Raw genomic sequence first — 26,386 nt, 5'->3', positions numbered from 1 at the left:
GACGGCCCGTCCGGGCTCCCTAGAACAGCACCGACATGAAGGTGTCGACCTCTTTGAACCCCGCCTTGCGGTAGGCGGCCCTGGCCGGGGCGTTGTAGTCGTTGACGTACAGCGAGACCACCGGGGCGAAGCAGTCGAGCGCGTGCTTGACCACCGCGGCCATCCCGGCCGCCGCGTGGCCCTGCCCGCGCAGGTCGGGGTGGACCCAGACGCCCTGGATCTGGCAGGCCTGCGGGGTGACGGCTCCGATCTCGGCCTTGAAGACGACCTTCCCGTCGTCGATCCTGGCGTACGCGCGGCCGATCCGGATCAGCTCGGCGACCCGCGACCGGTAGAGCGCGCCGCCGCCCCCGGCGTCCGGGGAGACCCCCACCTCCTCGGTGAACATCGCCACGCAGGCCGGGAGCACCGTCTCGAACTCCTCGGGCCGCACCCGCCGCACCAGCGGGTCGGCGGGGATCGGCGAGGGCGCGGTGGTGGCCATCACCGGCTGCGCCCAGCGGATCGCCCGGGCCGGACCCCAGGAGGGCTCCATCCGCTCCCAGAACAGCTCGACCGCGTCGGCCGGGCCGACGATCGAGGAGCAGCGGCGGCCCTGCCTGCGGGCCCGGTCGGCGAAGGCGTGCACGGCCTCGGGGCCGGCGTTCACCGGGACCAGGTTGGCCCCGGCGTAGCAGAGGGAGATCAGGCCGCCCCGCGGCCCGAACCCCCACATCTGACCGCCGAGCCTGGCCGGATTGAGCCCGACGGAACGGACCCGGGAGGCGACGAAGACATTGGTGACGGGGTCGGCGTCGAGGATCGCCATGACCTCGTCACGGTCACCGTCGTCGAGCACGCGCGACGCCGTTGTGCGCAGCATCACGCGCCCAGCCTACGCGACCCCCTCGGTTTTGGCAGGAACCGGCTCGGGCGCTACCTGCCCCACCCGGCCATCAGCGGCACGCGCACGGCCTGCCGTGACGGCTGGGACGGCTGGGGTTCCGGGCTCGCGGCGCAGCGGGCGTCCGGCCCCGCCGCTCCGCTCGCGGCGGGGGGCAGGGTGCCGTCCGTGAGGTAGGAGGTCAGATACCGGTCGGCGCACGCGTTGCCGACGAGCGAGACGCCGTGGTTGCCGCCGGGCTCGACCACCAGCCGGGACCGGGGGAAGGTCCTGCGCAGTTGCAGCGCCCCCGCGTAGGGGGTGGCGGCGTCGTGGCGCGACTGCAGGAGCAGGACGGGCGGGAGCAGCTTGTGGTCCCGGACCTGCGCCGGCTTGACGCCCCGCTCCGGCCAGAACGCGCACGGCGCGTTGAACCAGGCGTTCGACCAGGCCATGAACGGCCTGCGCGTGTGGATCGCCGAGGTGTCGGCCCGCCACCGGGCCCAGTCGCGGGGCCAGGCCGCGTCGCGGCACTGCGTCCCGAGGTAGACCGCGTAGCCGTTCTCGCTCTCGGCGTCGCCGGCCGCGTACCGGCGGTAGGCGGCCAGCAGCGGCTCGGTCTCGCCCCGCTTCACGTAGGCGGAGAGCGCCTGGGCGAGCTGCGGCCAGACGGCGTCGGAGTAGCCGCCGATGGTGTAGACGTCGTCGAACTCGCTCGGGCCGACCAGCCCGCCCGCCGGACGGGCGCGCAGCCGCTCGCGCGTGGAGTACCACGCGAAGGAGACGGCCTTGCCGGTTCTGCCCAGCCTGTAGACGTCGTTGTGGCGGGCCGTCCACTTCAGGAACGCCCGGTGCCGCCGGTCGAAGGCGATGTTCTGCCTGAGGTTGGAGTCGTACCAGACGTACCGGGGGTCGACCACGCTGTCCAGGGCGAGCCGCTTGACCCGGTGGGGGAAGAGCGTCGCGTAGACGGCGCCGAGGTAGGTCCCGTAGGAGTAGCCCAGGTAGCTGATCCGCTCCTCGCCCAGCGCCCGCCGGATCTCGTCCATGTCCCTGGCGGAGTTCTCGGTGGTCAGATGGGGCAGCAGCCAGCTCCACCGCATCTCGCACGCCTCGGCGTACTGGCGGGCCCGGTCGAGCAGCGCGGACTCCTCCGCGGCGTCGCGCGGCACGGCGTCCGGGCGCGGCGCCGCGTAGTGCTTGGCCGGGTCCATGCAGTGCAGCGCGGGCTCGCTCCGGCCCACCCCCCGCGGATCGAAGCCGATCACGTCGAACCGGCCGGCCAGGTCCTCGGGGAGCGCCGCCGCGATGTACCGGGCCAGGCTCCGCCCGGACGCCCCGGGGCCGCCGGGGTTGACCAGCAGGGCGCCGAGGTGGTTGTGGTCCCGGGAGACCTGCGCCCTGACCCGGTTCAGGGCGATGGAGATGGTCTGGTACGGCTCGCGGTAGTCGAGCGGCACCCGGAGCGTGGCGCACTCCACGGCGGGCTCCCCGGGATCGGGCTCCCGCGGGAGGACCGTGGTGTCGCCGGCGGACGCGCCGGCCCCGGCCTCCTCCTCGCAGGGCCCCCACTCCAGGCCCCGGTGGACCTGCGCCGCGGCCGCGCCGCGGTGGGCCTGCGCCGCCGTGCCCCGTTGGGCCTGTGCCTCCGCCTCCTGCGGCGCTGCGGCGGTGGCGGTGAGCAGCACCGCACCCATGACGACCCCGACGACCCGCTTCACTGATCATCTCCAGTGTGGAGGCCCCGGCCTTCAGGCCGGGGAGGAAACACGGAACGGCCCGCCACGACGGCCCCCTCTTCGATCATGGTGTAGCCGTAGCCGTCGGCTCTCTGCAGCAGCCGCGCATGCCGGTGGCCGATGCCCTGCACCGCACCCTGGCGGGTGCGGATGTTGAAGTAACCGATGGCGCGGACCGCGACCCTGCCGGTGTGCACCGGCAGGCCGGTGGCGCTCAGCTCCCGCCACAGCCGGGTCTCCCCTCGCCCGTGTCCGATACCCGGTACGCGACCAGTGCTGGTCGCGTCTGCACGGGCCGTTCCGTCCCGACCCGGGGTGTCTGCTCCCGTGCGTTCCGGAGCGGCGGGCCGAGGAAGCACCCGCCGGTGGGTCCGCTGTCGTGTATCGGACGTGGCCATCAAGGGCACCTCCATTCGCTGATGGCTCAGGCTGGTCAATGCGGGCGTGGGGTGTCAGCGGCTGCTGCACCTCACGCCCCGGCCTTCAGGCGGGGTCGTTGGCTGGGACTCCCTCTCCCGATGCGGCAGAAGAGATGGTCTCCCGGACGACACCAAGGCCACCGGCCACCCGACCAGATGCTTACCAGTGTGTAGCTAGTTGATTACCATTTGTAATCAACCGATCGGTCGGGGTCTCCGTCTCCGGAGGTCGGCCCACGACGTAGCCGTTCAGCCCGAGTCGGAGGTGGGCGCCCGACTCGGGCCCGAGTGCCCGAGTTGATCGCTGCAGAGGTTCCCGTGAACATGATGTCTCGTGTCCGAGTCGCCGTCTTTCGCCGTTGAACCGGCGGAGGTACGGGCGGGTCCGGCGGAGGCTCGGGGGATGATCCGGGGCCTTCGCGAGATCATCGAGGCGAAGGATGCCGAGTCGGCGGCCAGGGACATATGGATCGCGTCGCTTCGGGCGACGAATCAGATCCAGGCCGAGCAACTCGTCACGCTCGCGGCCCGGGTCGAGGAGCTGGAACGCCAGCAGGGCCGTGACTCGGGGAATTCGGGGAAGCCGCCGAGCCCTGATCCGATCTACACCAAGAAGACCAAGGCCCGCGCCCAAGACCGCTCCTTGCCCGAGCGATGAGAGTCCGGCCCGCGCCGGCGGCGCCCTGGCCCGGCCCGCGCCGGCGGCGCCCTGGGCTACGTGCACGTGGCCTGCACCCGGTACCTGACCTTGATGCACATCGGTGGCCGTAGTGCCGACGCCATCGACGGCGGCAGGGTACTGCCCGGATGCACCGGCATCATCGTGCGCGACGGCTGCGGCGGCTATGCGCATCTGAGTGAGGAAGCGATTCCTCCCGGGCGTGAACGCCCGGGGCTCCTCACTGGACAGCGCTGAACAGCTACCCCACGACGACCTCGGGGCCGGGGGCGGCCTCGTCGAGGTCGACCTCGACGCCCATCTCCTCGGCCAGGCGCAGGGCCTCCTCGATCAGGGTCTCCACGATCTGCGACTCGGGGACGGTCTTGATGACCTCGCCCTTGACGAAGATCTGGCCCTTGCCGTTGCCGGAGGCGACGCCGAGGTCGGCCTCGCGGGCCTCGCCGGGGCCGTTGACGACGCAGCCCATGACCGCCACCCGGAGCGGGACCTTCAGCCCCTCCAGGCCCGCCTGGACCTGCTCGGCCAGCGTGTAGACGTCGACCTGGGCCCGGCCGCACGAGGGGCAGGAGACGATCTCCAGGCCGCGCTCGCGCAGGCCCAGCGACTCCAGGATGCCGATGCCGACCTTGATCTCCTCCACCGGCGGTGCCGACAGCGAGACGCGGATGGTGTCGCCGATGCCCTCGGCCAGCAGCGCGCCGAACGCCACCGCCGACTTGATCGTGCCCTGGAAGGCCGGACCGGCCTCGGTGACGCCGAGGTGGAGCGGGTAGTCGCACTTCTGCGCGAGCAGGCGGTAGGCCTGGACCATCACGACCGGGTCGTTGTGCTTGACCGAGATCTTGATGTCCCGGAAGCCGTGCTCCTCGAACAGCGAGCACTCCCACAGCGCCGAATCCACCAGCGCCTCGGGGGTCGCCTTGCCGTACTTCTGGAGCAGGCGCGGGTCGAGCGAGCCGGCGTTGACGCCGATCCGGATCGGCACCCCGTGGTCGGCGGCGGCGCGCGCGATCTCGCCGACCTTGTCGTCGAACTTCTTGATGTTGCCCGGGTTGACCCGGACGGCCGCGCAGCCCGCCTCGATCGCGGCGAAGACGTACTTCGGCTGGAAGTGGATGTCGGCGATCACCGGGATCTGCGACTTCTTCGCGATGATCGGCAGGGCCTCGGCGTCGTCCTGGGACGGCACGGCCACCCGGACGATCTGGCAGCCGGACGCGGTCAGCGCGGCGATCTGCTGGAGCGTGGCGTTGACGTCGGCGGTGACCGTGGTGGTCATGGACTGCACCGAGACCGGCGCGTCACCGCCCACCGGGACGGAGCCGACCATGATCTGGCGGGAACGGCGTCGCTCGGCGATCGGCTTGGTCCTGACCGAGGGGATCCCGAGAGCAACAGAAGTCATTTTCAGCCCTTTATAAGAGTCGACGACGCGTTCCAGTCTAGGTACTGGCGGTGAGCTCGCGTGCCCGTACCCGCGCCCAGGCGTCGGCCGCCAGGACCTCCTCGACCGAGCCGGCGCCGGTGACGTCGTGCTCGGCGACGACCGCGGCCACGGTGTCCACGATGGCGGGGAACGGCAGCCGCCCGGCCAGGAACGCCTCCACGCACACCTCGTTGGCGGCGTTGTAGACGGCCGGGGCCGTGCCGCCGGCGGAACCGACGTGGCGGGCGAGCGCGACGGAGGGGAACGCCTCGTCGTCGAGCGGCTCGAACGTCCAGGTGTGGGCCGTGGTCCAGTCGACGGCGGGGGCGGCGCCGGGGACCCGGCCGGGCCAGCCGAGGGCGAGCGCGATCGGCAGCCGCATGTCGGGCGGGCTGGCCTGGGCGATGGTCGAGCCGTCGGTGAACTCCACCATCGAGTGGATGATCGACTGCGGGTGGACCACGACCTCGATCCGGTCGAAGCCGATGTCGAAGAGCAGATGGGCCTCGATGACCTCCAGGCCCTTGTTGACGAGTGTGGCGGAATTCACCGTGATGACCGGGCCCATCGACCAGGTCGGGTGGGTCAGGGCCTGCTCGGGCGTCACGTTCTCCAGTTCCGCGCGGGACCGGCCGCGGAACGGGCCGCCGCTCGCCGTGACGACCAGTTTCCGTACGGCCGACGCGTCCGGCCCGGACGGTCCGGCGGCCCACAGGCACTGGGCGAGCGCGGAGTGCTCGGAGTCCACCGGGAGCAGCTGGCCGGGCTTGGCCAGGCGCTTGACCAGCGGCCCGCCGACGATCAGGGACTCCTTGTTGGCGAGGGCGAGCGTGCGGCCCGCCTCCAGCGCGGCCAGCGTCGAGGTCAGTCCGAGCGCGCCGGTGATGCCGTTGAGCACGGTGTCGCACGGCCAGGCCGCCGCCTCCGCGACCCCTTCGGGACCCGCGAGGACCTTCGCGGCCACGCCGCGGGCGGACAGGGCCTCCTTGAGCTCCGGCACCGCCGCCGGATCGGCCACCGCCACGGCCTCGGGCCGGAACTCGGCCGCCTGCCGGGCCAGCAGGTCGATCCGGCCGCCTCCGGCGGCGAGCGCCGCGACCCGGAAGCTCCCGGGGTTGCGGGCGATGACGTCGAGGGACTGGGTCCCGACGGAGCCGGTCGAGCCGAGCAGGACGACGGAGCGCGCGCCGTCGGGCGCGCCCTGGATCACGGCGCCGGGCGCGCCCTGGATCACGGTGCCGGGCGCGGTGCCGGGCGTGGTGTTTGGCTGCACCGTCCCATTCTCCCGGCCCGTGTCCCCATGTCGAACCGGCATGGAACCCTGTGACCTCGGAAACGCACGATGAAATGCGGTATTCAAGTCCGATTCTTACTATATCAATAGTCGCAAATCTTGAGAAATGCGGATATCAGGCGCACTAGCTTCCCGAGTCAGCATCAGGTCTCGGGAGGTACACATGCGCCGTACGGCACACCTGGTCCCCATCCTCACCCTCGTCGCGGGAAGCACCCTGCTCCCCGCGGCGGCCGCCCACAGCGCCGTCGCGCCCACCGGCACCGCAGCCGGCACCGCCGCGGCACCCTCAACCCCGCAACCCGTCGAGGAGGAGGCCGCCGACACCAGGAGCGAGCAGCGCGTCGTCCAGCGCTACTGGACCGAGGCGAAGATGGAGGCCGCCCAGCCGCTCGACGCCCTCTCCCCCAAGAAGAACGGCATGCGCCTGACCGGGGGGACGAGCGCCTCCCAGCCCGCCGGCGCCCCCGTCTCGATCCCCCCGACCGCCGCGGACGGCGACACCGCGGCGCCCCTGCGCGCCGACGCCGCGGCCCGCGCCTCCAGCGGCTCCCCCTGGACGCGCGGCGGGGCGGTCACCTCGACCGCCGGCCGGGTGTTCTTCACCTACCAGGGCCGCAACGCGTCCTGCTCCGGAAACGCGGTGACCAGCGAGAACAGGAGCACCGTGATCACCGCGGGGCACTGCGTCAAGATGGGCGGCGCCTTCCACAGCAACTGGGTCTTCGTCCCCGGCTACGACAGCGGCAGCCGCCCGCACGGCACCTGGGTGGCGACCACGCTCTACACCACCCCGCAGTGGAACAACTCCGAGGACATCAACCACGACATGGCCGCCGCGGTGGTGGCCCCGCTGAACGGCAGGCGCCTGACCGACGTGGTCGGCGGCCAGGGCGTCGCCTTCAACCAGGCCCGGCGCCAGCAGATGCACTCCTTCGGCTACCCGGCCGCCGCCCCGTACGACGGCTCCAAGCTGATCTACTGCAGCGGCCGGGCCTTCGACGACTTCCTGATGACCCGCGACCTCGGGCTGAGCTGCAACATGACCGGCGGGTCGAGCGGCGGGCCGTGGTTCCTGTCCTTCAACGAGAGCACCGGCCTGGGCACGCAGAACTCGGTCAACAGCTTCAAGTACAACTTCGCCGCGAACTGGATGTTCGGCCCCTACTTCGGACCCGAGGCGCGTGCCGTCTACCAGGCCGCGCAGACCACCGGAACGCCCTGACTGCACGGCACACGCCGAGATTGCCCAAAGTAGCCGCGACGACACATCGGGTAGTGCAAACTCTGCTCCTATGACTCCGAGCCTCGCCCTGCTTGCGGCAGCCTCGCTCGTCACCGGGCTGACGGGCACCCTCCCGGCCGGTACGACGACCTCCGAGCATCCGGCGTGGGTCGTCGCGGCCGTCCAGGCGATCAGGCCTCTCGGACCCGCCGCCCGGGCGGCGGGCACCGGCCCCGGCCGGACCGACGTCGTCGAGCACACGGCCGCCGAGAGCACGGCGGATCAGCGCCGCGTGCTCGGCTACTGGACCCCGCGCCGGATGGCGGCGGCCGTACCGATCGGCCTGCTCGACGAGCTGACCGGGATGCTCACGGAGCCGCGCGTCCCGGCCGGCCGCCAGGCCGCCCTGCCCGGGGCGCCCAGCACCGGGTCCCGCTGGACCACCGGCGGGCTGGTGAGCAGGACCACCGGGCGCGTCTTCCTCACCCTGGGCGGGGTCGACTTCGTCTGCTCGGCGAGCTCGGTGCGCAGCGCCAACAGGGACCTCGTGGCCACCGCCGGCCACTGCGTCAAGGACGGCTCCGGCGCGTGGGCGGACAACTGGACCTTCGTCCCCGGCTACGACCGGGGCCGGCAGCCGTACGGGCAGTTCACCGCCCGCCGCATGTTCGTCGCCGGCCCGTGGTCGCGCAGCGCGGACGACAACCACGACATCGGCATGGTCGCGCTCAACACGCGGGGCGACAAGCACCTGGCGGACGTCGTCGGCTTCCAGGAGATCGCCTTCGGCGCGCCCCGCGGCCGCCACACGTACGGCTTCGGATTCCCGGTCGATCCCCCCTACAACGGCGAGCACCTGATCTACTGCTCGGGACCGGTCCGCGCCGACCCCCACGACCAGACCCGCAACCAGGGCCTGGGCTGCACCATGACCGCCGGCTCCAGCGGCGGCCCCTGGTTCAACAACTTCGACCCCCGCACCGGCCGGGGCACCGTCACCTCGGTCAACAGCTTCAAGTACAGCGACGACAGCAACACGATGTACGGCCCCTACTTCGGCGACACCGCCAAGGACGTCTACGCCACCGCCGAACGCTCGTGAGCGGGCGGGCGGGCCTCGCCCCGGCCGCACTCCGGCCGCACTCCGGCCGCGCCCTCGCCCGGGACCGCCTCGGTCGCCGGCCCCGGGGGAGGCGCGGACGCCGCGGCTACAGCGTCAGGCCGGTGAGGACCATGACCTTCTCGTAGGTGTAGTCGGCGATGGCGGAGCGGATGCCCTCGCGGCCGACGCCGGAGTCCTTGACGCCGCCGTAGGGCATCTGGTCGGCGCGGTAGGACGGGACGTCGCCGATGATCACGCCGCCGACCTCCAGCTCGCGGTTGGCGCGGAAGGCCAGATCGAGGCTGCGGGTGAACACCCCGGCCTGCAGGCCGTACGCGGACGCGTTGACCGCGGCGAAGGCCTCGTCGGGGCCGGAGACGGTCTGGAGGACCATCACCGGGCCGAAGACCTCCTCGCAGGAGACCTTGCTGTCGGCGGGCACGTCGGCCAGGACGGTCGGGGCGACGGTGGCGCCCTCGCGGGTGCCGCCGGTCAGGACGCGGCCGCCGGCCGCGACGGCCTCGGCGATCCACCGCTCGACGCGCTCGGCGGCCTCGGCCGAGACCAGCGGGCCGACCTGGGTCTTCTCGTCGGCCGGGTCACCGGTCACCAGGGCTTCCACGGCGGGGACGAGCTTGGCCGTGAACTCCTCGCGCACGGACTCCTCGACGATGACCCGCTGGACGGCGATGCAGCTCTGACCCGCCTGGTAGTTGGAGAACAGCGCCACCCGGGAGGCGGCCCAGTCGAGGTCGGCGTCGGCCAGGACGACCGCGGCGGCGTTGCCGCCGAGTTCCAGGGTGACGTGCTTGCGCGGGACCTGGTCCATGATGGCGTAGCCGACCGGGCCGGACCCGGTGAAGGAGACGACCGGCAGGCGGGGGTCGGCGACCAGCGTGGCGGCGCGGTCGTTGGGGACCGGGAGCACGGAGAACATGCCGGCGGGCAGGTCGGTCTCGGCGAGGATCTCGCCGAGCACCAGCGCCGAGAGCGGGGTCGCCGGAGCGGGCTTGACGATGACCGGGGCGCCGACGGCGATCGCCGGGGCGACCTTGTGGGCGACCAGGTTGAGCGGGAAGTTGAACGGCGTGATCGCCAGGATCGGGCCGTGCGGGACGCGCGAGACGTAGGCGAGACGGCCGGCCGCGGCGGGCTCGGTGTCCAGGCGGAGCGCCTCGCCGCTGAGCCGGCGGGTCTCCTCGGCGGCGAACCTGAAGGTGGAGACCGCGCGGTTGACCTCGCCGCGCGCCCAGAAGAGGGGCTTGCCGTTCTCCTCCATGATCAGGTGAGCGAGCTCGTCGGCGCGCTCGGCCAGGCGGCGCGAGACGTGGGCGAGGGCCTCGGCCCGCACGTGGATCGGGAGCGCGGCGGCCTCCTTGCGCACGGCGTCCGCCGCGGCGACGGCCTCCTCGACCTGGGCGGCGGTCGGCACGGAGCAGACGCCGGCGATCCGGCCGTCATGCGAGTTGGTCACGGTGAGCTCGTCGTCCCCGGTCGCGGGGCGGCCGGCGAGCCAGAAGGGGCGCACGTCCATGCCTCCGACGGTATGCCACCCACCCGAGCCCGGTCCTGCTCCACTCCGCACAAGACCCGTGTCCCGCCTCGCCGTTCCGCATAAAAACGCTTACAGCCTGGCCTTGTAACGAATACAGGATGATTTAAGGATATTTCTAGGTACAGCGGTTTGGATGATCTTCGCCCTGGCTAAGTCTCGGATGCGGATCCCCCGATCGGAAAGGCGTGTCCCCCATGACCTCCTCGGCGCCGCTCGGTCTGCAGGGCGCCTACCTGATCGGGGAACGCGCCGGCCAGGACGAGCTCCGCGGCAGGCTGCTCGACGTGGCCAGCCGGCTCCTGGTCGCCGTCGGCCCGGAGAGCCTGTCGATGCGGCGCATCGCGAGCGAGGCCGGGTGCTCGACGACCGTCATCTACACCATGTTCGGCAGCAAGGAAGGTCTCGCCGAGGCGCTCTACCTGGAAGGCTTCGAGCGGTTCCGGCGGCGGCTGGACGCCGTGCCCCGGCGCAGGAACGCCCTCGACCACCTCACCGCCCTCGGCCCCGCCTACCGGGAGGCCGCGCTGGCCGAGCCCGGCTACTACAGCCTGATGTTCGAGAAGACGATCCCCGGCTTCGTCCCCAGCGAGCGCGCCAGGACCCTGGCCCGGGCGGCGCTCAACATCTTCGACCGGGTGATCGCCGACTGCATCTCGGCGGGGTACCTCATCCCGACCCAGCCCAGGAAGATCGCCGACGCGCTCTGGGCCGCCGCCCAGGGCGCGATCAGCCTGGAACGTGCCGGGCACCTGCGCGACGGCCACACCTACGAGGGCGTGACCCGTGCCGTCATCTACCGCTACCTGACGGACAAGAGCCTGGAGTCGGCCACCCGGGTCTGACGGCCCCGCTCCGGGGCGGCAGGCGGGCCGGCGGGCCCCCGCGCCCTACGCGGTCTCGCCCCCCACGTTCAGCGCCACCCAGAGTTCGGCGCGGGCGGCCGGGTCGTCGAGGTCCCGGCCGAGCAGCTCGGCGACCCGGCGCATGCGGTAGCGGAGGGTGTGCCGGTGCACGCCGAGGCGCTGGGCCGCCGCGTCCCAGTGGCCGTTGCAGGCCAGATAGGCCCGGAGCGACTCCAGCAGGTCCGCGCGGGAGCCGTACTCCCTCAAGGGGGCGAGCAGCGCCGCGGAGAACGCCGCGGCGGCGCCGGCGTCCAGCAGGGAGAGCAGTCCCTGGCCCGCGAGGTCGGCGAAGCGCATGACCGGCCCGCCTCCGCGGCGGGCCGCGGCGAGCGCCCGGTCGGCCTGGTCGAGACCCGTGCGCAGCTCCTCCGGGCCCACCGGGGCTCCGACGCCGACCGGGCCGTGCTCCTGCAGGACTCCGGCGGTCTCCTCCGCGCGGGCGGCCGGCACGACGACGACCACCCGGTCGCCGTCGGCCACCGCGAACTCCTCGCCCGCGGCCTCCAGCGCCGCCTCCCGGCCGTCCCCGGCGGCCAGCACCACCAGCGGCCCGTCCTCCAGCCGGTCCCCCAACCGGTCCAGCACCTCCCGCGCCGCCTCCGCCTCGCCCGCCAGCAGCAGCCGGAGCACCGCCGAGCGCACCCTGCGCTCGGCGGCCTGGTGCTCGCGGCCGTGCTCCAGGGCCAGGGTGAGCAGGGATCCGGCGGCGTTGACCACGGTGTGCTCGACCGGCGTGAACGGCCTGCCGAGGCCGACCGCGAAGAAACCCCTGATCCGGCGGGCGCCCAGCGGCTGGACGACGACGTGCTCGCCGGGGGTGGAGAAGGCGAGGCTGGCCGGGGTGCCGCCCTCCCGGGAGCGGCCGCGCAGCCGGCCGAGCTCGCCGGCGACCGCGTCGACGCCGGCCGCCCCCTTCCCCGCCGCATGCCGTACGGCTCCCGCCTCGTCGAGCAGGACCGCCCAGCCGCCGAGTTCCCCGGCCAGGCGGTCGATCACCGCTCGCGGGCCCTCGGGACGGAGGGCGGCGCGGGTGAGGCGGCCCTGGGTGGCGAAGGCCCGGGCGATCTCCTCGTACTGCTCGGCGGCGAGCAGGTCGCTGACCGCCTTGCCGATCGCGACGAACGGGGTCTCGCGGGGCACCTCGACCAGCGGCAGCCCGGCGCCCGCCGCGGCCGCCAGCAGCTCGGCGGGGATCGCCCCGTGTCCCAGGCCGACGCCGAACCCGAGTCCGGCGACCCCGCGGGCGACCAGGCGCCGCACGTACGGCTCCGCGCCCGCGGCGTCCAGGCGCATGCCCGTGGTGAGGACGAGCTCGCCGCCCTCCAGGAACGGGGTGGGGTCCTCCAGCTCGCTGACCGCGACCCAGCGCACCGGCCGGTCGAGCGCGTCGTCCCCGGCGAGCACGGTGAGCCCGAGCGGCAGCCGCCGCACGATCGTGCGGAGTGTCGGCGCCACCACCACCCCCGGTTTGTACGTTACGGCAAGAGAGCTCCCTGCGATTTTGCCATAGTGCATCATCGGCATCCCGGCACACCCGGCATACCGTCGCAGCATGAGCACCGTCACCCAGGGCGGCCCGTCCCTCCCGCAGGAGCGCCGCGTCGTCACCGAGATCCCCGGACCGAAGTCCCGCGAGATGTTCGCGCGCAAGCAGGCCGCCGTCCCGCCGGGCATCGGCACCACCCTGCCGGTCTTCGTGACGCACGCCGGCGGCGGTGTCGTCGTCGACGCCGACGGCAACTCCCTGATCGACTTCGGCTCGGGCATCGCGGTGACCAACGCGGGCAACTCCGCGCCGCGCGTGGTCGACCGGGTCCAGCGGCAGGTCGCGAACTTCACGCACACCTGCTTCATGGTGACGCCGTACGAGTCGTACGTGCAGGTCGCCGAGAAGCTCAACGAGATCACGCCCGGCGACCACGAGAAGCGCACCTTCCTGCTCAACAGCGGCGCCGAGGCCGTGGAGAACGCGGTCAAGGTCGCCCGGCACGCCACCGGCCGCCAGGCGGTGGTCGTGTTCGACCACGGCTACCACGGCCGGACCCTGCTGACGATGTCGCTGACGGCCAAGAACATGCCGTACAAGCACCGCTTCGGCCCGTTCGCCCCCGAGGTCTACCGGGTGCCGCTGGCCTACCCGTTCCGCTGGCCGACGGGCGCGGAGAACTGCGCCGAGGAGGCCGCGGCCCAGGCGATCGACCAGATCAACAAGCAGATCGGCGCCGAGAACGTGGCGGCGGTGCTGATCGAGCCGATCGCCGGCGAGGGCGGCTTCATCGAGCCGGCCAAGGGCTTCCTGCCGAGGATCGCCGAGTTCTGCAGGGCCAACGGGATCGTCTTCATCGCCGACGAGGTGCAGACCGGCTTCGCCCGGACCGGCCACCTGTTCGCCTGCGAGGACGAGGGCGTCGTCCCCGACATCATCGTCACCGCCAAGGGCATCGCGGGCGGCCTGCCGCTGGCGGCCGTCACCGGCCGCGCCGAGATCCTCGACAGGGTCCACGTCGGCGGTCTGGGCGGCACCTACGGCGGCAACCCGCTCGCCTGCGAGGCCGCGCTCGGCGTGCTGGAGACCATCGAGGCCGACGACCTGGTCGGCAGGGCCCGCCGTATCGGCGAGGTCATGCTGCCGCGGCTGCGCGCCATCGCGGAGAGGTCGCCGGTCGTCGGCGACGTGCGCGGCCGGGGCGCGATGATCGCCATCGAGCTGGTCGTCCCCGGGACCAAGGAGCCGCACCCCACGGCCGCGGGCGAGATCGCGAAGAAGTGCCACACCGAGGGTCTGCTGGTGCTGACCGCGGGCACCTACGGCAACGTCCTGAGGTTCCTGCCGCCGCTGGTCATGCCCGACCACCTCCTGGAAGAGGGCCTGGCGATTCTCGAGAAGATCATCACCGAGATCTGACGGTTTGGATAGCACGGCAAGGGGCACCCGGCTTGATGTCGAGTGCCCCTTTTGTCGTTAGGCGGGTCACGCCCTGGAACCGATTTAACCCGCACTTGGCATCCAGCAAAGCGATCACCGGGGGTAGTGGCGTTATAACGGTTCCGACAGGTGTCGGAGTGATCAGGACCGGAGGCGTGGTGAACTGGAGGCCGACCAGAACGGTACGGACCATGATGACGTTCGACCCCGAAGGCCTTACCCGCGCCCAGTGCGACGGCGACGCCTGCGTGGCCTGCCACAAGAAGTGGCCCCGGCCCAGGATCAGGATCGGCCGCCTGCCCAACGAGGCCGTGCTGTTCGCCTGCCCGGAGTGCGCGGACGCGCTGGTCCCCGAGCCCGCGGTGGAGAACGTCTACCCCTTCCCCCGCCGGGTGGCCTTCTCCTGACGGAGCCGGGCCACCCGCCGGGAAGGGGCCGGCGGGGTCAGGCGGACAGGAGGATCTCCTCGTGCGCCTCCGCCGGGGTCTCCTCGCGCATGCCCCACGGCGAGCCGTAGGCGTTCAGCAGGTCGAGGAACGGCACCGCGTCGAACGCCTCGGGACCCAGCACGCCGGTGCCCGACCAGACGCCGGTGGCCAGCAGTTCCAGCGCGACGACCGGGTGCACCGCGGTCTGCCAGACCACGGCCTGGCAGCCGTACTCGCGCATGGACCACTCGTTGTCGACCACGTGGTAGAGGTAGACCTCGCGCGGCTCACCGTCCTTGCCGGTGCCCTTCACCCAGGTACCGGCGCAGGTCTTGCCGCGCATCCGGTCGCCGAGCGTGGCCGGGTCGGGCAGCCGGGCCGCGACCACGTCACGCGGCGAGGCCTCGACGCCGCCGACCCGGATCTTGTCCGCGCTGTCCAGGCCGAGCTTGCGCAGGGTCTTCAGGACGCCGATGAACTCCTCGCCGAGGCCGTACTTGAACGTCACCCGCTTGGCGTCGATCCAGCGCGGCACGAGCAGGACCTCCTCGTGCTCGACGTTGACGCACTCGACCGGGCCGATGCCCTCGGGGAAGTCGAACACCTCCGGCTCGCTGAACGGCTCGGTGGTGTGCCAGGCCCCGTCCTCCCAGACCACCGGGGGGTTGAGGCACTCCTCGATGGTCGTCCAGATGGAGAAGGTCGGCGCGAAGTCGTAGCCGTCCACCACCAGGTTCGAGCCGTCGCGGATGCCGACCTCCTCGATCCCGGAGAAGAGGTGGTCGGCGGCGTAGCGGGCGAACACGTCGGCCAGGCCGGGCTCCACGCCCATGCCCACCAGCGCCAGCCGGCCGGAGTCGCGCCACGCGCCGTCCATGGCGAACTGCTCGTCGCCCAGCTTGACCCCGGTCAGCTCGTACGGCCTGCGGGGATGGGGCCGCGACAGGGACATCGCCATGTCCAGGTAGTGCGCGCCGGTGTTCAGGGCGGCCCGGAACAGCGGCATGGTGAAGCGCGGATCGACCGCGTTGAAGAGCACGTCGCAGCGGTGCTCGGTGAGGGCGGCCTCGACCGCCCCCTGGTCGGAGGCGTCCAGCGCGATGGCGCTGAAGCGCGGGTCTCCGATCGTGGCCACCACCTCGGCGGCGCGGCTCTGTCTAGAGTCCGCCACCACGATGTGTTCGAAGAAATCTCGGCGGGCGGCGATCGGAACGACGGCGGAGCCGACGCCGCCGGCTCCCACAAGAAGGATTCTCATGGCGGGACTCTATCCACTGACTGACTGACCAGCCAATAGCGGGAGCATGATTTTCCACGGAATCCATCGTGGTGAGGGAACTATGCCCCGGAAACCATCGTGATCCGGGCACATCCCGGAGAAAAGGCGGGGCGCCCCGGGGTCGGGGGAGCCCCGGAGCGCCCCTGGCAGGCCGCGTCCAGCGGGGAACGGACGCGCCCGCAGCCTCGGTCGAGGGCCGGAGCCGGCCGGGAGCCCGGGAGGCCTCCGGCTAGCCCACCAGCTTCTTCCAGCGGTTCACCCAGTCGGCGTAGTCAGTGCATTCCCCGTCCCCGCCGCCGCAATCCCGCGCCGGCCGGGCGGCGAAGAAGACCTCCCGGAGACCCTCGCCGTCCTGCGCGCGGTACAGGTCGCAGACGGGCCGGGCCTGCCCGGTGCAGGCCTCGGTGTTGGCGGGCGCCAGTCCGGTCCAGGCCGCGGCCGAGCGCTGGACGTCGGCCGAGGTGACCCAGTCGAGCCACCGGTACGCGCAGTTGGGGCTGGCCGGTTCCGCCGTGAGCATCCAGGAGTCGGCCCACCCGGTCACCGGCGCCCCGCCGAGCGCCCGCACCGGCCTGCCCGCGCGTTCGAACAGGTCGGCGTGGTACGGCCACGCCTGGGCCAGGCGCACCGACCCGCTCGCGAGTGCCCGGATCACCTCGAGCGAGTCGTCCCAGTAGACCCGCTCGGCTCCGTCGCCCTCGGCGAGCAGTCTCTCCGCGGCGTCGAGCTGGGCCGGGGTGAGCTGGAACGGGTCCTCGACGCCCAGGCCGGGCTCGGTCCCCTTGAGCACGAGCGCCGCGTCGGCGATGCTCAGCGGGGTGTTCCTGATCGCCGCGGGGCCGGTCGCGTAGAGCGCCCCGGGGCCGTCGGGGCGGCCCTCGCGGTACAGGACCCGGTTGACCCCCCACAGGTAGGGGATGCCGTAGACCGTCTCCCCCCGGCGCAGGGCGGGCAGTTCCCGGAGCCGCTCGGGGATGTCCTCGTAGGACTCGACGAGGGAGGTGTCGACCGGGGCCACGGCGCCCTCCGCCATCAGCAGCCCGGCCAGCTCCGGCGGGGGCGAGACGACGTCGTAGGCGCCGCCGTCGAGCTTGGCCGCCATCTCCTCGGCCGAGCGGACCCGGTCGAGCACCGCGACCCGGCACCCGGTCGCCTTCTCGAACGGTGTGACCCAGTTGGCTCCGGGGAACGTCCCGCCGTACTCGACGTGGCCCTGGAACGTGAGCACCCGCAGCGTGCCCTCGGAGGCGCCGATGGAGGCCGGGGCGGCGGGACTCGCCGTAGGGGTCGCCGTGGGAGTCGCGGAAGAGGTCGCGGCAGGGGTCGCGGTGGCGCTCGACGCCGGGCGCGGGCTCGCGCCCGGACCCGCGGCCGGGCGCGGGCTCGCGCCCGGACCCGCGGCCGGGCCGGGGCTCGCGTTCGCGGCCCCGGCCGCGGTGCAGACCGAGAGCGCCAGGAGGCCCGCTCCCGCCATCGCCCCCAGCCGCGTGCCGCGGAGCCTGTCCCTGCCCACGAGCCCCTCCCGACGTCGGTGCCGATCCGCTCCCCGGAGCCTACCGGCCCGCGCGGCCCGCGGATGGCCGCCGGATGACCGTTCCATGACCCGGCGGCCGGGCGCGAGGCTACCCGTTCGTCGGGAACCCGAGGTTGACCCCGCCGTGGCTGGGGTCGAGCCAGCGGGAGGTGACGACCTTGCCCCGGGTGTAGAAGTGCACGCCCTCGGTCCCGTGGACGTGGGTGTCCCCGAAGAGGGACGCCTTCCAGCCGCCGAAGCTGTAGAACGCCATCGGCACCGGGATCGGCACGTTGATGCCGACCATGCCGACCTCCACCTCGTTCTGGAAGCGCCGGGCGGCGCCGCCGTCGTTGGTGAAGATCGCGGTGCCGTTGCCGAACTCGCCGCCGTTGATCAGCGCCAGGCCCTCCTCGTAGGAGGAGACGCGCACGATCGACAGGACCGGGCCGAAGATCTCCTCGGTGTGCACCCGGGAGCCCGGCCGGACGTGGTCCAGCACGGTGGGGCCGAGCCAGAACCCGGGGGTCTCGGCCGCGGTGCCGCCGCCGAGGACCTGCGTCCGGCGGCCGTCCACCACGAGCTCCGCCCCCTCGGCGACGCCCAGGTCGAGGTAGGAGACGACCTTGTCCCGATGGGCCCCGGTGACCAGCGGGCCCATCTCGGACTTGGGGTCGTCGCCGGGGCCGACGACCAGGTTCTCCACCCGGGAGACGATCTTCTCGACGAGCTCGTCGCCGACCGGGTCCACCGCCAGCACGACGGAGATCGCCATGCAGCGCTCCCCCGCCGAGCCGAAGCCCGCCGAGACGGCGGAGTCGGCGACCAGGTCGAGGTCGGCGTCGGGCAGCACCAGCATGTGGTTCTTGGCGCCGCCGAGCGCCTGGACCCGCTTGCCGTGGGAGCTCCCGGTCTCGTAGACGTACCTGGCGATCGGAGTGGAGCCGACGAACGAGACCGCCTTGACGTCCGGGTGCTCCAGCAGCCGGTCCACGGCCTCCTTGTCGCCCTGGACGACGCTGAAGATCCCGTCGGGGAGCCCCGCCTCCTTCCAGAGCCGGGCCATCAGCAGCGAGGCCGACGGGTCCCGCTCGGACGGCTTGAGCACGAAGGCGTTGCCGCAGGCGATCGCGACCGGGTACATCCACATCGGCACCATGGCCGGGAAGTTGAACGGGGTGATCCCGGCGACCACGCCCAGCGGCTGGCGGATCGAGTAGGAGTCCACCCGGGTGGAGACGCCCTCGGAGAAGCCGCCCTTGAGCAGGTGCGGGATGCCGCAGGCGAACTCCACCACCTCCAGGCCGCGGGCGACCTCGCCGAGCGCGTCGGAGTGGACCTTGCCGTGCTCGGAGCTGATCAGCGCGGCGAGCTCGTCGCGGTGGGCGTACATCAGCTCGCGGAAGCGGAACAGCACCTGCGCCCGCTTGACCAGCGAGGCGTCCCGCCAGGCGGGCCAGGCGGCCGCGGCGGCGGCCACGGCCGCGTCCACCTCGGCGGCCGAGGCCAGGTGGACCCTCCCGGCGACCCCGCCCGTCGCCGGGTCGAAGATCTCGGAGGTTCGGCCCGCGCCCTCGGTGGGGGCCCCGTTGATCCAGTGGGTGACGTTCTTCACGGTTCTGTGCTCCTAGGAGGTGTCCGGCGCGCCTACTGCGCGGCGGCCTCTGCGTTGATGACTTCGAGCGCGTTGACGATGATGCCGAGGCCCTCGGCGGCCTCCTCCGCCGTCAGCGTGAGCGGCGGGGCCATGCGCAGCACGTTGCCGTGCAGGCCGCCCTTGCCCGCCAGCAGGCCGGCCTTCTTCGTCTCCTCCATGAACCGGGCGGCGAGCGCCGGGGAGGGCGCGCCGGTGGCGGGGTCGACCAGTTCGACGGCGAACATGAGGCCCTTGCCGCGCACGTCACCGACGACCGGCAGGCGCCCGGCCGCCTCGCGGAGCCCGTCGGTGATCAGCGTGCCGGTCCGGGCCGCGTTCGCCTGCAGGTCGTGATCGAGCACGTAGTCGAGGGTGGCGTTGGCGGCGGCCATGGAGATCGGGTTGCCGCCGAAGGTGGCCAGGCCGGTGGCGTGCAGCCCGTCCATCAGGTCGCCGCGGGCCACGACGCCGCCGACCGCGAAGCCGTTTCCGAGTCCCTTGGCGAAGGTCATCATGTCCGGCGTGACGCCGTGGTTCTGGATGCCGAAGAAGGCCGAGCCGGTACGGCCCCAGCCGGTCTGCACCTCGTCCGAGACGAACAGGATCCCCTGCTCGTCGAGGACCTCCTTGTAGGCGGCGAACAGGCCGTCGGGGGCCATGGTGAACCCGCCCACGCCCTGGATCGGCTCGGCGATCAGCGCGGCGACGTCGCCCCCGACGGAGGTGGCGAGCACGTGGCGCAGGTCGTCGACGCAGGCCTTGATGTAGTCGGCGTCCGAGAGGCCGCGGAACTGGGTGAGGTGCCGGTCGGCGCCGTGCAGGAAGTGCACGTTCAGCGGCGAGAGCGAGTTGTTCTTCCAGGCGCGGTTGCTGGTCACGCTGATCGCGCCGAAGCTGCGGCCGTGGTAGCTCTGCCGCATCGCCAGCACCTGGTCGGACTTGCGCGCGTAGGTCGCCAGCAGCAGGGCCGTCTCGTTGGCCTCGGTGCCGGAGTTGGTGAAGAAGACCTTGGCGTCCTTGATTCCGGAGAGCTTGGCGATCTTCTCGGCGAGCTCGATCTGCCCGCGCAGGAGGTAGACGGTTGAGGTGTGCACGACACCGGTGGCCAGCTGGCGCTCGACGGCCTCGCGCACCTCGGGCACGTCGTACCCGATCATGTTGGTCAGGATGCCCGCGAAGAAGTCGAGGTAGCTCTTGCCCGAGGCGTCGACGACCCGGTTGCCCTTGCCGCCGACGATCTCGATGGGCTCGTTGTAGTACAGGGCCACCCAGTTGGGCATGACCGCCCGGTGGCGCGCAAGAAGGTCCGACATGCATTGAGTATGTCGGTTCGGAGCCGACACTCCTACCGCCAACCTGTCGGGAGATTGCCTCCGAAGCCGTCATAGTGTCAATCGTGTCCGGCCCTGGGCCGCGCGCGGCCCGCGCCCCCGCGGCGGGTGGCGCGGGCCGCGCCGGCCTGCTCAGCCCTCGGCGCCGACCAGCTCCGCGTCCGGAGAGCCGGCGGGGGCCTTCGGCGTGGGGCGGATCACCGCCAGGGCCAGGGCGGCGGCGCCGAGGCAGAAGGCGGCGCCCACCCATGAGCCGAACGACATCGCCGAGACGAAGGCCTCTCCGGCGCTCTCCATCACCGCCGGGTCCTTGAGCCGCCACGCTCCGCCGATCGAGTCGCGGGCGGCGGCGGGCGCGCCGGCGGGCATCGACGAGGTGTAGACCCCGGCGAGGACGCTGCCGAGCACGGCGACGCTCAGCGCCATGCCCACCTGCTGGACGGTGTCGTTCAGCGCCGAGCCGACACCGGCGTGCGCGGGCGGCACCGCGCCCATCAGCGTCGTGTAGACCGCGGGCCCCGCGAGGCCGCCGCCGACGCCCATGACCAGGAGGCTGGCGATCAGCGCGCCGTACCCGCTGTCGGCCGTGACGAAGGCCAGCAGGCCGAACCCGAGGGCCATGACGGCCAGTCCCACCGCGATCAGCGTGCGGTTGCTCGCCTTCTGGCCCAGACCGGCGCCGACCGCGTTGAACAGCGCGGCGGCCACCGCGTACGGCAGCAGCGCCAGCCCGGCCTCGATCGGGCTGTAGCCGAGGACGAACTGCAGGTACTGGGTGAGCATCAGCAGCAGCGCGCCGGTGCCGAACGACATCAGCACGATCGAGAAGCTCGCCCCGCTGAAGTTGCGGTCGCGGAAGAGCTCCAGCGGGAGCATCGGGTGGTCGGAGCGGCGCTCCCAGAGCACGAACAGGCCCAGGGCGAGCACCGCCAGCACCGCGGCCGTCAGGACCCGGGCCGAGGTCCAGCCCGCGGCGGGGACGGAGATGACCACGAAGACCAGGGCGCTCATGCCGGTGACGGACAGCACCACGCCGAGCGGGTCGATCCGCCGGGCCGGGCCGCGCGACTCGGGCATCAGCAGGACCGCGGCCGCGATCGCCACGACGGCCACCGGCACGTTGAGCAGGAAGACCGATCCCCACCAGTAGTGCTCCAGCAGGAAACCGCCGACCGTGGGACCGGCGATCACACCGACCATGGCCACGGCGCTCCAGGCCGCGATGGCCTTGCGGCGCTCGCTCTCGTCGAAGACGTTGATCAGGATGGACAGGGTGCTCGGCATGAGGATCGAGCCGCCCACGCCCATCAGCGCGCGCACCGCGATCAGGTGCCAGGGCTCGGTGACCACCAGGGCCAGCACGGAGGCCCCGCCGAACAGCACCAGGCCGATGATCAGGAAGCGGCGGCGGCCGTACCGGTCGGAGAGGCTGCCCGCGGTGAGCAGCAGACCGGCGAAGACCAGGATGTAGGCGTCGAGGATCCACTGGATGTCCGCCGGGCCGGCGCCGAGGTCGGTCATCAGGGACGGGATGGCCAGGTTCAGGACGGTGTTGTCCACGACCAGGACGAGGAGGCTCAAGCAGAGGACTCCGAGGATCCACCAGCGCCTGGGGTTCGGCTCGTCTCGCACATCGTTCGATTCAGGTCGTACATCGTTCGATTTCACTCGCACAGCGTACGACAGTAATCGAACAGTGTGCGAGGGGATTTATGCTGGGAGCGTGGAAAAGCCCTTCACCTCGGTGTGGACCCGTGAGAGCCGGCCCGCCAAGAGCCCCGGCCTGAGCCGCGACCAGATCGTGCGCGCAGCCATGGAGATCCTGGACGCCGAGGGCGTGGACGCGCTGAGCATGCGCCGTCTGGGCGCGAAGCTGGGTTCCGGCGCCACCAGCATCTACTGGCACATCGCGCACAAGGACGAGCTGATGGAGCTCGTCATGGACGAGGTCTACGGCAAGGTCCCGCTGCCCGATCCCGAGGTGACCGGCTGGGAGGACATGGTCTCGATCCTCGCGTACGGCCTGCGCACGACGCTCTCCGAGCACCCGTGGGTGATCCCCCTCATCGGGACCAGGCCGTCCCTCGGCCCCCGGGCGATGGACCTGTCCTACCGGATGCAGAAGGCCTTCGAGCGGGCGGGTTTCGCGGGCCCGATGCTGGACTACACGCTCTCCGTCGTGCTGGCCTTCGTCCTCGGCTGGACAGGGCCGGAGATCGCCTGGCGGGCGACCCGTGAACGCTCGGGACTGACCGGCGAGGAAATGGACGCGGCCATGCGGGAGACGGTGCACCGGGCCGCCCGCGACTACCCCGAGGTCGTCAAGCGCTACGACGAGCACCCGGTTCAGGACCCCGAGATCGTCCAGGCGCTCGCCTTCGACTTCGGTCTGACCTGCATCCTCGACGGACTGCGGACACGGCTGGCGGCGGGCCAGGACGACAACCGGCGCTTCACGGCTCCGCCGTCCACGGCAGAGAATGACGAATCAGCCAAAAACATGATGTAAGGCAGCACGCAGCCTTGTTTACACTCTGCATGACTATCCTCGGCTATTCTCGGTGAGTGTTGCCCACCATCGCCGACGTTCTCGCCCTGGACACCGTCCGCCGGGGAAATCCGCGCGTCGTCGCGGGCTCCGACCGGCTGGACAGCCGGGTGCGCTGGGTCCATGTGGGAGAGGTCACCGACATCGCCCACCTGCTCCGCGGCGGCGAGCTGGTGCTGACCACCGGCATCGCCCTTCCCGACGACCCCGACAAGCTCGCCGGCTACGTCGCCGAGCTGGCCTCCGTCGGCGCTTCCGGGCTCATCGTGGAGCTGGGGCGCAAGTTCGTCAGGGAGCTCCCCCGGTGCGTGGTCAGCGCCGCCGAGGAGCACGGCCTGCCACTGATCACACTCGCCCGCGAGACCCCGTTCGTACAGATCACCGAGTCCGTGCACGCCCGGATCATCGACCGCCAGCTTGAGGAGCTGCGCGCCTCGGAGCAGCTCCACGAGGTCTTCACCGAGCTCTCGGTCGAGGGCGCCTCCCCGGCGGAGGTGCTCAGCCAGGTCGCACGCCTGTCCGGCCACCCCGTGCTGCTGGAGAACCTGGCCCACCAGGTGCTCGCCTGTGAGACCGCCGGGCGGGACACCGGCACCCTGCTCGCCAGCTGGGAGACCCGTTCCCGTGCGGTGGCGCCCCAGCAGCGCACCGCCTACGACGCCTCCGCGGGCTGGCTGGTCACCATGGTCGGCGCCCGCGGCCAGGACTGGGGCCGGCTGATCCTGCTGTGCGACGGCGAGCCCGGTCCCCGCGACATCGTGCTCGCCGAGCGGGCCGCGACCACGCTGGCCCTCGGCCGCCTGCTGGAGCGGCACCAGGAATCGCTGGAGCGGCAGGCCCACGGCACGATCATCACCGGCATCCTCACCCACGCCTACGCCGACCCCGACGAGGCCGCCGCCCGTGCCCGCGCGGTCGGCGTGCCGCTCACGGGACGCAAACTGATCAGCGCGGTGCTGCGCCTGGCCGAACCGGTCGAGCCGGACGGCCAGGAGCAGCTCGCCAGGCTCGGCGAGCTGGCCGACGCCACCGCCGCCGCCTGCCGGGAGGCCCGCCTGCCCGCCCTGGTCGGCGCACTGGACCAGAACCGCGTCGGCGTGCTGCTCCCGCTGCCCCCGCGCGTCTTCGCCGAGCCCGCGCTCTCGGCCCTCTCAGAGCGCCTGCGCGCCCTGTTCCCCGCTCCGTTCGTGCTGGCCACCGGTTCCGTGGTCGAGTCGCTGCGCGACGTACGGCGCAGCTTCCTGGAGGCCGAGCAGGTGGCCGACGTCGCCGTCCGGCAGCCCGACGGCCGGGCCTTCTACCGCCTGCCCGACCTGCGCCTGCGCGGTCTGCTCCACCTGCTGCGCGACGATGCCCGGCTGCAGACCTTCGCCGAGCGGGAGCTCGGCCCGCTGCTGGCCCACGACGCCCAGCGCGGCGGCGACCTGACCCGGATCCTCCGCGTCTACCTGGACGCCGGGCGGAACAAGGCCGTGGCCGCGCAGAAGGCCCACCTGTCCAGGCCCGCGTTCTACGACCGCCTCCGCAGACTGGAACGCATCCTCGACACCGACCTCGACGATGTCGAGTCCTGCCTCTCCCTGCACGTCGCCCTGCTGGCGCTGGAGTCGTTCCGGCGGGACGTCCCCCGGGGCTGACGGGATCCCCGCCGGCGCCCCGGCCCTCCCCACTATGGGAAATACCACTTTCGTCGCCATTTAGCTTATTCCGCCACATTCGCCGGTGAATCCCGGGACGATGGTGCACCGAAAGTTTGGTCACCAACGGGGAGAGATAGACATGTCACGACGTCTCATCGTCGGGCTTTCGGCCGTGGCGCTCACGGTCACGGCGATTCCAGCGGAGGCCCAGCGGGCGAGCCTGCCCTTTCCGGGGTCTGCGTTCCCGCTCGGCGAGCGTGTGGCTCCGACCAAGAACCAGCGTACGGTCGCCCCGGGCGTCGACCTTTTCAGCGTGATGCACGGCAAGTCCACCCAGGGCTGGACCGTCTCGGTGCTGATGCCCAACGGCCACGACAGCGGCACTCTGGCCACCGCCCAGGCGAAGGCCGAGGCGGTCGAGGCGGCGGGCTTCACCCCCAGCGTGTTGAAGATCGTGCAGCCCGCCGCGGCGGACGCCCCCGCCGTCGAGCGCTACATGGTCCGGGTGGGGCTGTGGACGTTCAAGCAGCGCGCCAAGGCGGACAAGGTGGTCAAGGAGCTCAAGGAGTTCGACATCCGGGCCAAGACCGACTACCTCGGTGACGACGGCGACCAGACCACCGGTCCGTGGGACATGCGCGTGGTGATGGTGGATCCGAAGGTCTTCCGCGGCTCCTACAAGACCAGCGTCGGATCCAGCGTGGCCAAGCGCGAGACCACCGGTTCCATGTCCAAGCGGGTCAACGCCATCGCCGGCGTCAACGGCGGGTTCTTCAACATCCACACCGCCAGGGCCCTGCAGGGCGACCCTGTGGGCATCTCGGTGGTGGGCGGGAAACTGCTCAGCGAGGCGGTCCCCGGTCGGAGCGGGCTCGTCATCACCGGCCGGAAGGCCCGGATCACCGAGTTGAAGACCACGGTCACCGCGATCTCCTCGGACGGCGCGAAGATCGAGGTCAATGGCGTCAACCGGGCTGCGGGAGCCGAGGAGATCGTGCTCTACACCGAGGAGTTCGGTGCCAAGACCGCCGCGGACGGCGGGGCCGAGGTCGTGGTCGACGCCCAGGGGAAGATCGTCAAGGCCCGTGCCGCGGGCGGCGCCGTCCCCCGCGGCCACTACGTACTCCACGCCACCGGCACCATGGCCGACTGGCTGCACGAGCACGCCTGGGCGACCTGGACCATGAAGCTCGACACCAAGGTCATCGACCTGCGGACCCGCAAGGCCGTACCGCTGACCCCGGAGACGTACGTGATGGGAGGAGGCGTCGGGCTGGTCAGGAACGGCCGGGTGCGGATCACCGCGGCGGCCGACGGGCACGCCTCCGTCAACATGATGCTCCGCCGCCACCCCCGCACGATGGTCGGCGTCAGCAAGTCCGGCGGGCTGATCCTGGTGACGGTCGACGGACGCAACCCGGGGGTCAGCGTCGGCGCCTCCATGGTGGAGGCCGCGCAGATCATGCGCTGGCTCGGGGCCAAGCAGGCCATCAACTTCGACGGCGGCGGTTCGAGCGCGATGGTCGTCGGCCACAAGGTCATCAACCGCCCCTCCGACGGCCGGGAGCGGACCGTCGGCGACGCGCTGTTCATCACTCCCTGAACCCCTGAATCCGCCCTGCGCTCCGGGCCCCGCCGCGGTCCCGTCCCCTCCTCAGGGGACGGGACCGCGGCGCGTGAAGCCCTCTCGATCCCGCCACGTCCGGTACCTATCGGTCCGGGAACGCAACGGACGGCTGTGAGGCCTCCGCCCCGGGCCGCTGCCACCCGGGCAGCCCCTTCCTCCCCGGAGGGGACGCTTCCCGGTTCCCGGGGATTGCTGAGCGCAATATTCATCGCGCTCAGCAATCCCCGGAAAACATCCCGGCCGCCCTCCCGC

At 72.1% G+C, this 26,386-nt stretch carries 21 protein-coding genes; 9 read left to right on the top strand and 12 right to left on the bottom strand.

All coding sequences use genetic code 11. From position 1 onward, the window contains the following. Window positions 1-19: 19 nt before the first annotated feature. From FHS22_RS24095 to FHS22_RS38325, 3 genes are read right to left on the bottom strand one after another with little or no spacing between them, the layout of a single operon-like run. Window positions 20-862 carry a GNAT family N-acetyltransferase gene (locus tag FHS22_RS24095; protein ID WP_184945318.1) on the bottom strand — a complete coding sequence of 281 codons (843 nt, stop codon included), beginning with the start codon at window positions 860-862 and terminating at the stop codon, window positions 20-22. A 53-nt stretch (window positions 863-915) separates the two neighbouring features. Continuing rightward, window positions 916-2,583 (bottom strand): alpha/beta hydrolase, encoded by a 1,668-nt coding sequence (locus FHS22_RS24090; protein WP_338047909.1) that lies wholly within the window; start codon window positions 2,581-2,583, stop codon window positions 916-918. Continuing rightward, the gene (locus FHS22_RS38325; protein ID WP_184945367.1) at window positions 2,580-2,798 is read right to left on the bottom strand and encodes a hypothetical protein; all 219 of its coding nucleotides are present in this window, start codon (window positions 2,796-2,798) and stop codon (window positions 2,580-2,582) included. Before FHS22_RS38325 ends, FHS22_RS24090 begins: the two co-directional genes overlap by 4 nt. A gap of 625 nt (window positions 2,799-3,423) precedes the next feature. Between FHS22_RS38325 and FHS22_RS24080 the strand changes: the two genes are divergently transcribed. Next, the gene (locus FHS22_RS24080; protein ID WP_184945112.1) at window positions 3,424-3,678 is read left to right on the top strand and encodes a DUF6444 domain-containing protein; all 255 of its coding nucleotides are present in this window, start codon (window positions 3,424-3,426) and stop codon (window positions 3,676-3,678) included. Between the two features lie 262 nt (window positions 3,679-3,940). Here FHS22_RS24080 and ispG read toward each other — a convergent pair whose 3' ends face one another. After that, entirely contained in the window at window positions 3,941-5,107 is a 1,167-nt protein-coding gene (gene ispG / locus FHS22_RS24075; protein ID WP_184945111.1) for a flavodoxin-dependent (E)-4-hydroxy-3-methylbut-2-enyl-diphosphate synthase, read from the bottom strand. 37 nt (window positions 5,108-5,144) lie between these two features. Then, a complete protein-coding gene (gene dxr / locus FHS22_RS24070) occupies window positions 5,145-6,335 on the bottom strand; it encodes a 1-deoxy-D-xylulose-5-phosphate reductoisomerase (protein ID WP_338047923.1) in 1,191 nt (396 codons plus the stop codon). Between the two features lie 250 nt (window positions 6,336-6,585). On the opposite strand from dxr, the gene FHS22_RS24065 reads away from it, so the two are divergent. Continuing rightward, a complete protein-coding gene (locus FHS22_RS24065; RefSeq protein WP_184945107.1) occupies window positions 6,586-7,647 on the top strand; it encodes a trypsin-like serine peptidase in 1,062 nt (353 codons plus the stop codon). A gap of 70 nt (window positions 7,648-7,717) precedes the next feature. Beyond that, entirely contained in the window at window positions 7,718-8,749 is a 1,032-nt protein-coding gene (locus FHS22_RS24060; RefSeq protein ID WP_184945105.1) for a trypsin-like serine peptidase, read from the top strand. Window positions 8,750-8,855: 106 nt separating this feature from the next. On the opposite strand, the gene FHS22_RS24055 is transcribed toward FHS22_RS24060, so the two are convergent. Next, the gene (locus tag FHS22_RS24055; protein ID WP_184945103.1) at window positions 8,856-10,283 is read right to left on the bottom strand and encodes an aldehyde dehydrogenase family protein; all 1,428 of its coding nucleotides are present in this window, start codon (window positions 10,281-10,283) and stop codon (window positions 8,856-8,858) included. A gap of 215 nt (window positions 10,284-10,498) precedes the next feature. Here FHS22_RS24055 and FHS22_RS24050 point away from each other — a divergent pair, with 215 nt between their 5' ends. Beyond that, a complete protein-coding gene (locus tag FHS22_RS24050; RefSeq protein ID WP_184945102.1) occupies window positions 10,499-11,146 on the top strand; it encodes a TetR/AcrR family transcriptional regulator in 648 nt (215 codons plus the stop codon). A 45-nt stretch (window positions 11,147-11,191) separates the two neighbouring features. Here the strand turns inward: FHS22_RS24050 and FHS22_RS24045 are convergent, their stop codons facing one another. Further along, window positions 11,192-12,667 (bottom strand): PucR family transcriptional regulator, encoded by a 1,476-nt coding sequence (locus FHS22_RS24045; protein WP_377295760.1) that lies wholly within the window; start codon window positions 12,665-12,667, stop codon window positions 11,192-11,194. A 91-nt stretch (window positions 12,668-12,758) separates the two neighbouring features. Here FHS22_RS24045 and gabT point away from each other — a divergent pair, with 91 nt between their 5' ends. Together gabT and FHS22_RS24035 are read left to right on the top strand one after the other, a co-directional pair. Then, window positions 12,759-14,111 (top strand): 4-aminobutyrate--2-oxoglutarate transaminase, encoded by a 1,353-nt coding sequence (gabT, locus tag FHS22_RS24040; protein ID WP_184945100.1) that lies wholly within the window; start codon window positions 12,759-12,761, stop codon window positions 14,109-14,111. Window positions 14,112-14,323: 212 nt separating this feature from the next. After that, window positions 14,324-14,539 carry a hypothetical protein gene (locus FHS22_RS24035; RefSeq protein ID WP_184945312.1) on the top strand — a complete coding sequence of 72 codons (216 nt, stop codon included), beginning with the start codon at window positions 14,324-14,326 and terminating at the stop codon, window positions 14,537-14,539. 37 nt (window positions 14,540-14,576) lie between these two features. On the opposite strand, the gene FHS22_RS24030 is transcribed toward FHS22_RS24035, so the two are convergent. The 5 genes from FHS22_RS24030 to FHS22_RS24010 all read right to left on the bottom strand — a co-directional run bounded on the left by FHS22_RS24030 (window position 14,577) and on the right by FHS22_RS24010 (window position 21,951). Then, on the bottom strand, window positions 14,577-15,818 hold the full coding sequence (locus FHS22_RS24030) for a saccharopine dehydrogenase family protein (protein WP_184945098.1): 1,242 nt from the start codon (window positions 15,816-15,818) through the stop codon (window positions 14,577-14,579). Between the two features lie 250 nt (window positions 15,819-16,068). Further along, complete coding sequence (locus FHS22_RS24025) at window positions 16,069-17,352, bottom strand: extracellular solute-binding protein (RefSeq protein WP_184945096.1); 1,284 nt, start codon at window positions 17,350-17,352, stop codon at window positions 16,069-16,071. Between the two features lie 109 nt (window positions 17,353-17,461). Next, entirely contained in the window at window positions 17,462-18,967 is a 1,506-nt protein-coding gene (locus tag FHS22_RS24020) for a CoA-acylating methylmalonate-semialdehyde dehydrogenase (protein WP_184945094.1), read from the bottom strand. A gap of 32 nt (window positions 18,968-18,999) precedes the next feature. Continuing rightward, window positions 19,000-20,301, bottom strand: a complete 1,302-nt coding sequence (locus FHS22_RS24015) for an aspartate aminotransferase family protein (protein WP_184945092.1) — start codon at window positions 20,299-20,301, stop codon at window positions 19,000-19,002. A 150-nt stretch (window positions 20,302-20,451) separates the two neighbouring features. After that, complete coding sequence (locus tag FHS22_RS24010) at window positions 20,452-21,951, bottom strand: MFS transporter (RefSeq protein WP_338047908.1); 1,500 nt, start codon at window positions 21,949-21,951, stop codon at window positions 20,452-20,454. A gap of 91 nt (window positions 21,952-22,042) precedes the next feature. Here FHS22_RS24010 and FHS22_RS24005 point away from each other — a divergent pair, with 91 nt between their 5' ends. The 3 genes from FHS22_RS24005 (at window position 22,043) to FHS22_RS23995 (ending at window position 26,110) form a co-directional block, all read left to right on the top strand. Continuing rightward, complete coding sequence (locus FHS22_RS24005; RefSeq protein ID WP_338047907.1) at window positions 22,043-22,828, top strand: TetR/AcrR family transcriptional regulator C-terminal domain-containing protein; 786 nt, start codon at window positions 22,043-22,045, stop codon at window positions 22,826-22,828. 56 nt (window positions 22,829-22,884) lie between these two features. Further along, entirely contained in the window at window positions 22,885-24,504 is a 1,620-nt protein-coding gene (locus tag FHS22_RS24000; RefSeq protein WP_184945086.1) for a PucR family transcriptional regulator, read from the top strand. A gap of 142 nt (window positions 24,505-24,646) precedes the next feature. Then, window positions 24,647-26,110 carry a phosphodiester glycosidase family protein gene (locus FHS22_RS23995; protein ID WP_184945084.1) on the top strand — a complete coding sequence of 488 codons (1,464 nt, stop codon included), beginning with the start codon at window positions 24,647-24,649 and terminating at the stop codon, window positions 26,108-26,110. Window positions 26,111-26,386 lie beyond the last annotated feature (276 nt).

The organism is Thiemannella venezuelensis (genome assembly GCF_014203605.1).
Taxonomy (GTDB): Bacteria; Actinomycetota; Actinomycetes; order Streptosporangiales; family Streptosporangiaceae; genus Planomonospora_A; species Planomonospora_A venezuelensis.
The sequence above is the reverse complement of the archived record's forward strand: the minus strand, read 5'-3'. Positions and strand labels throughout refer to the sequence as shown.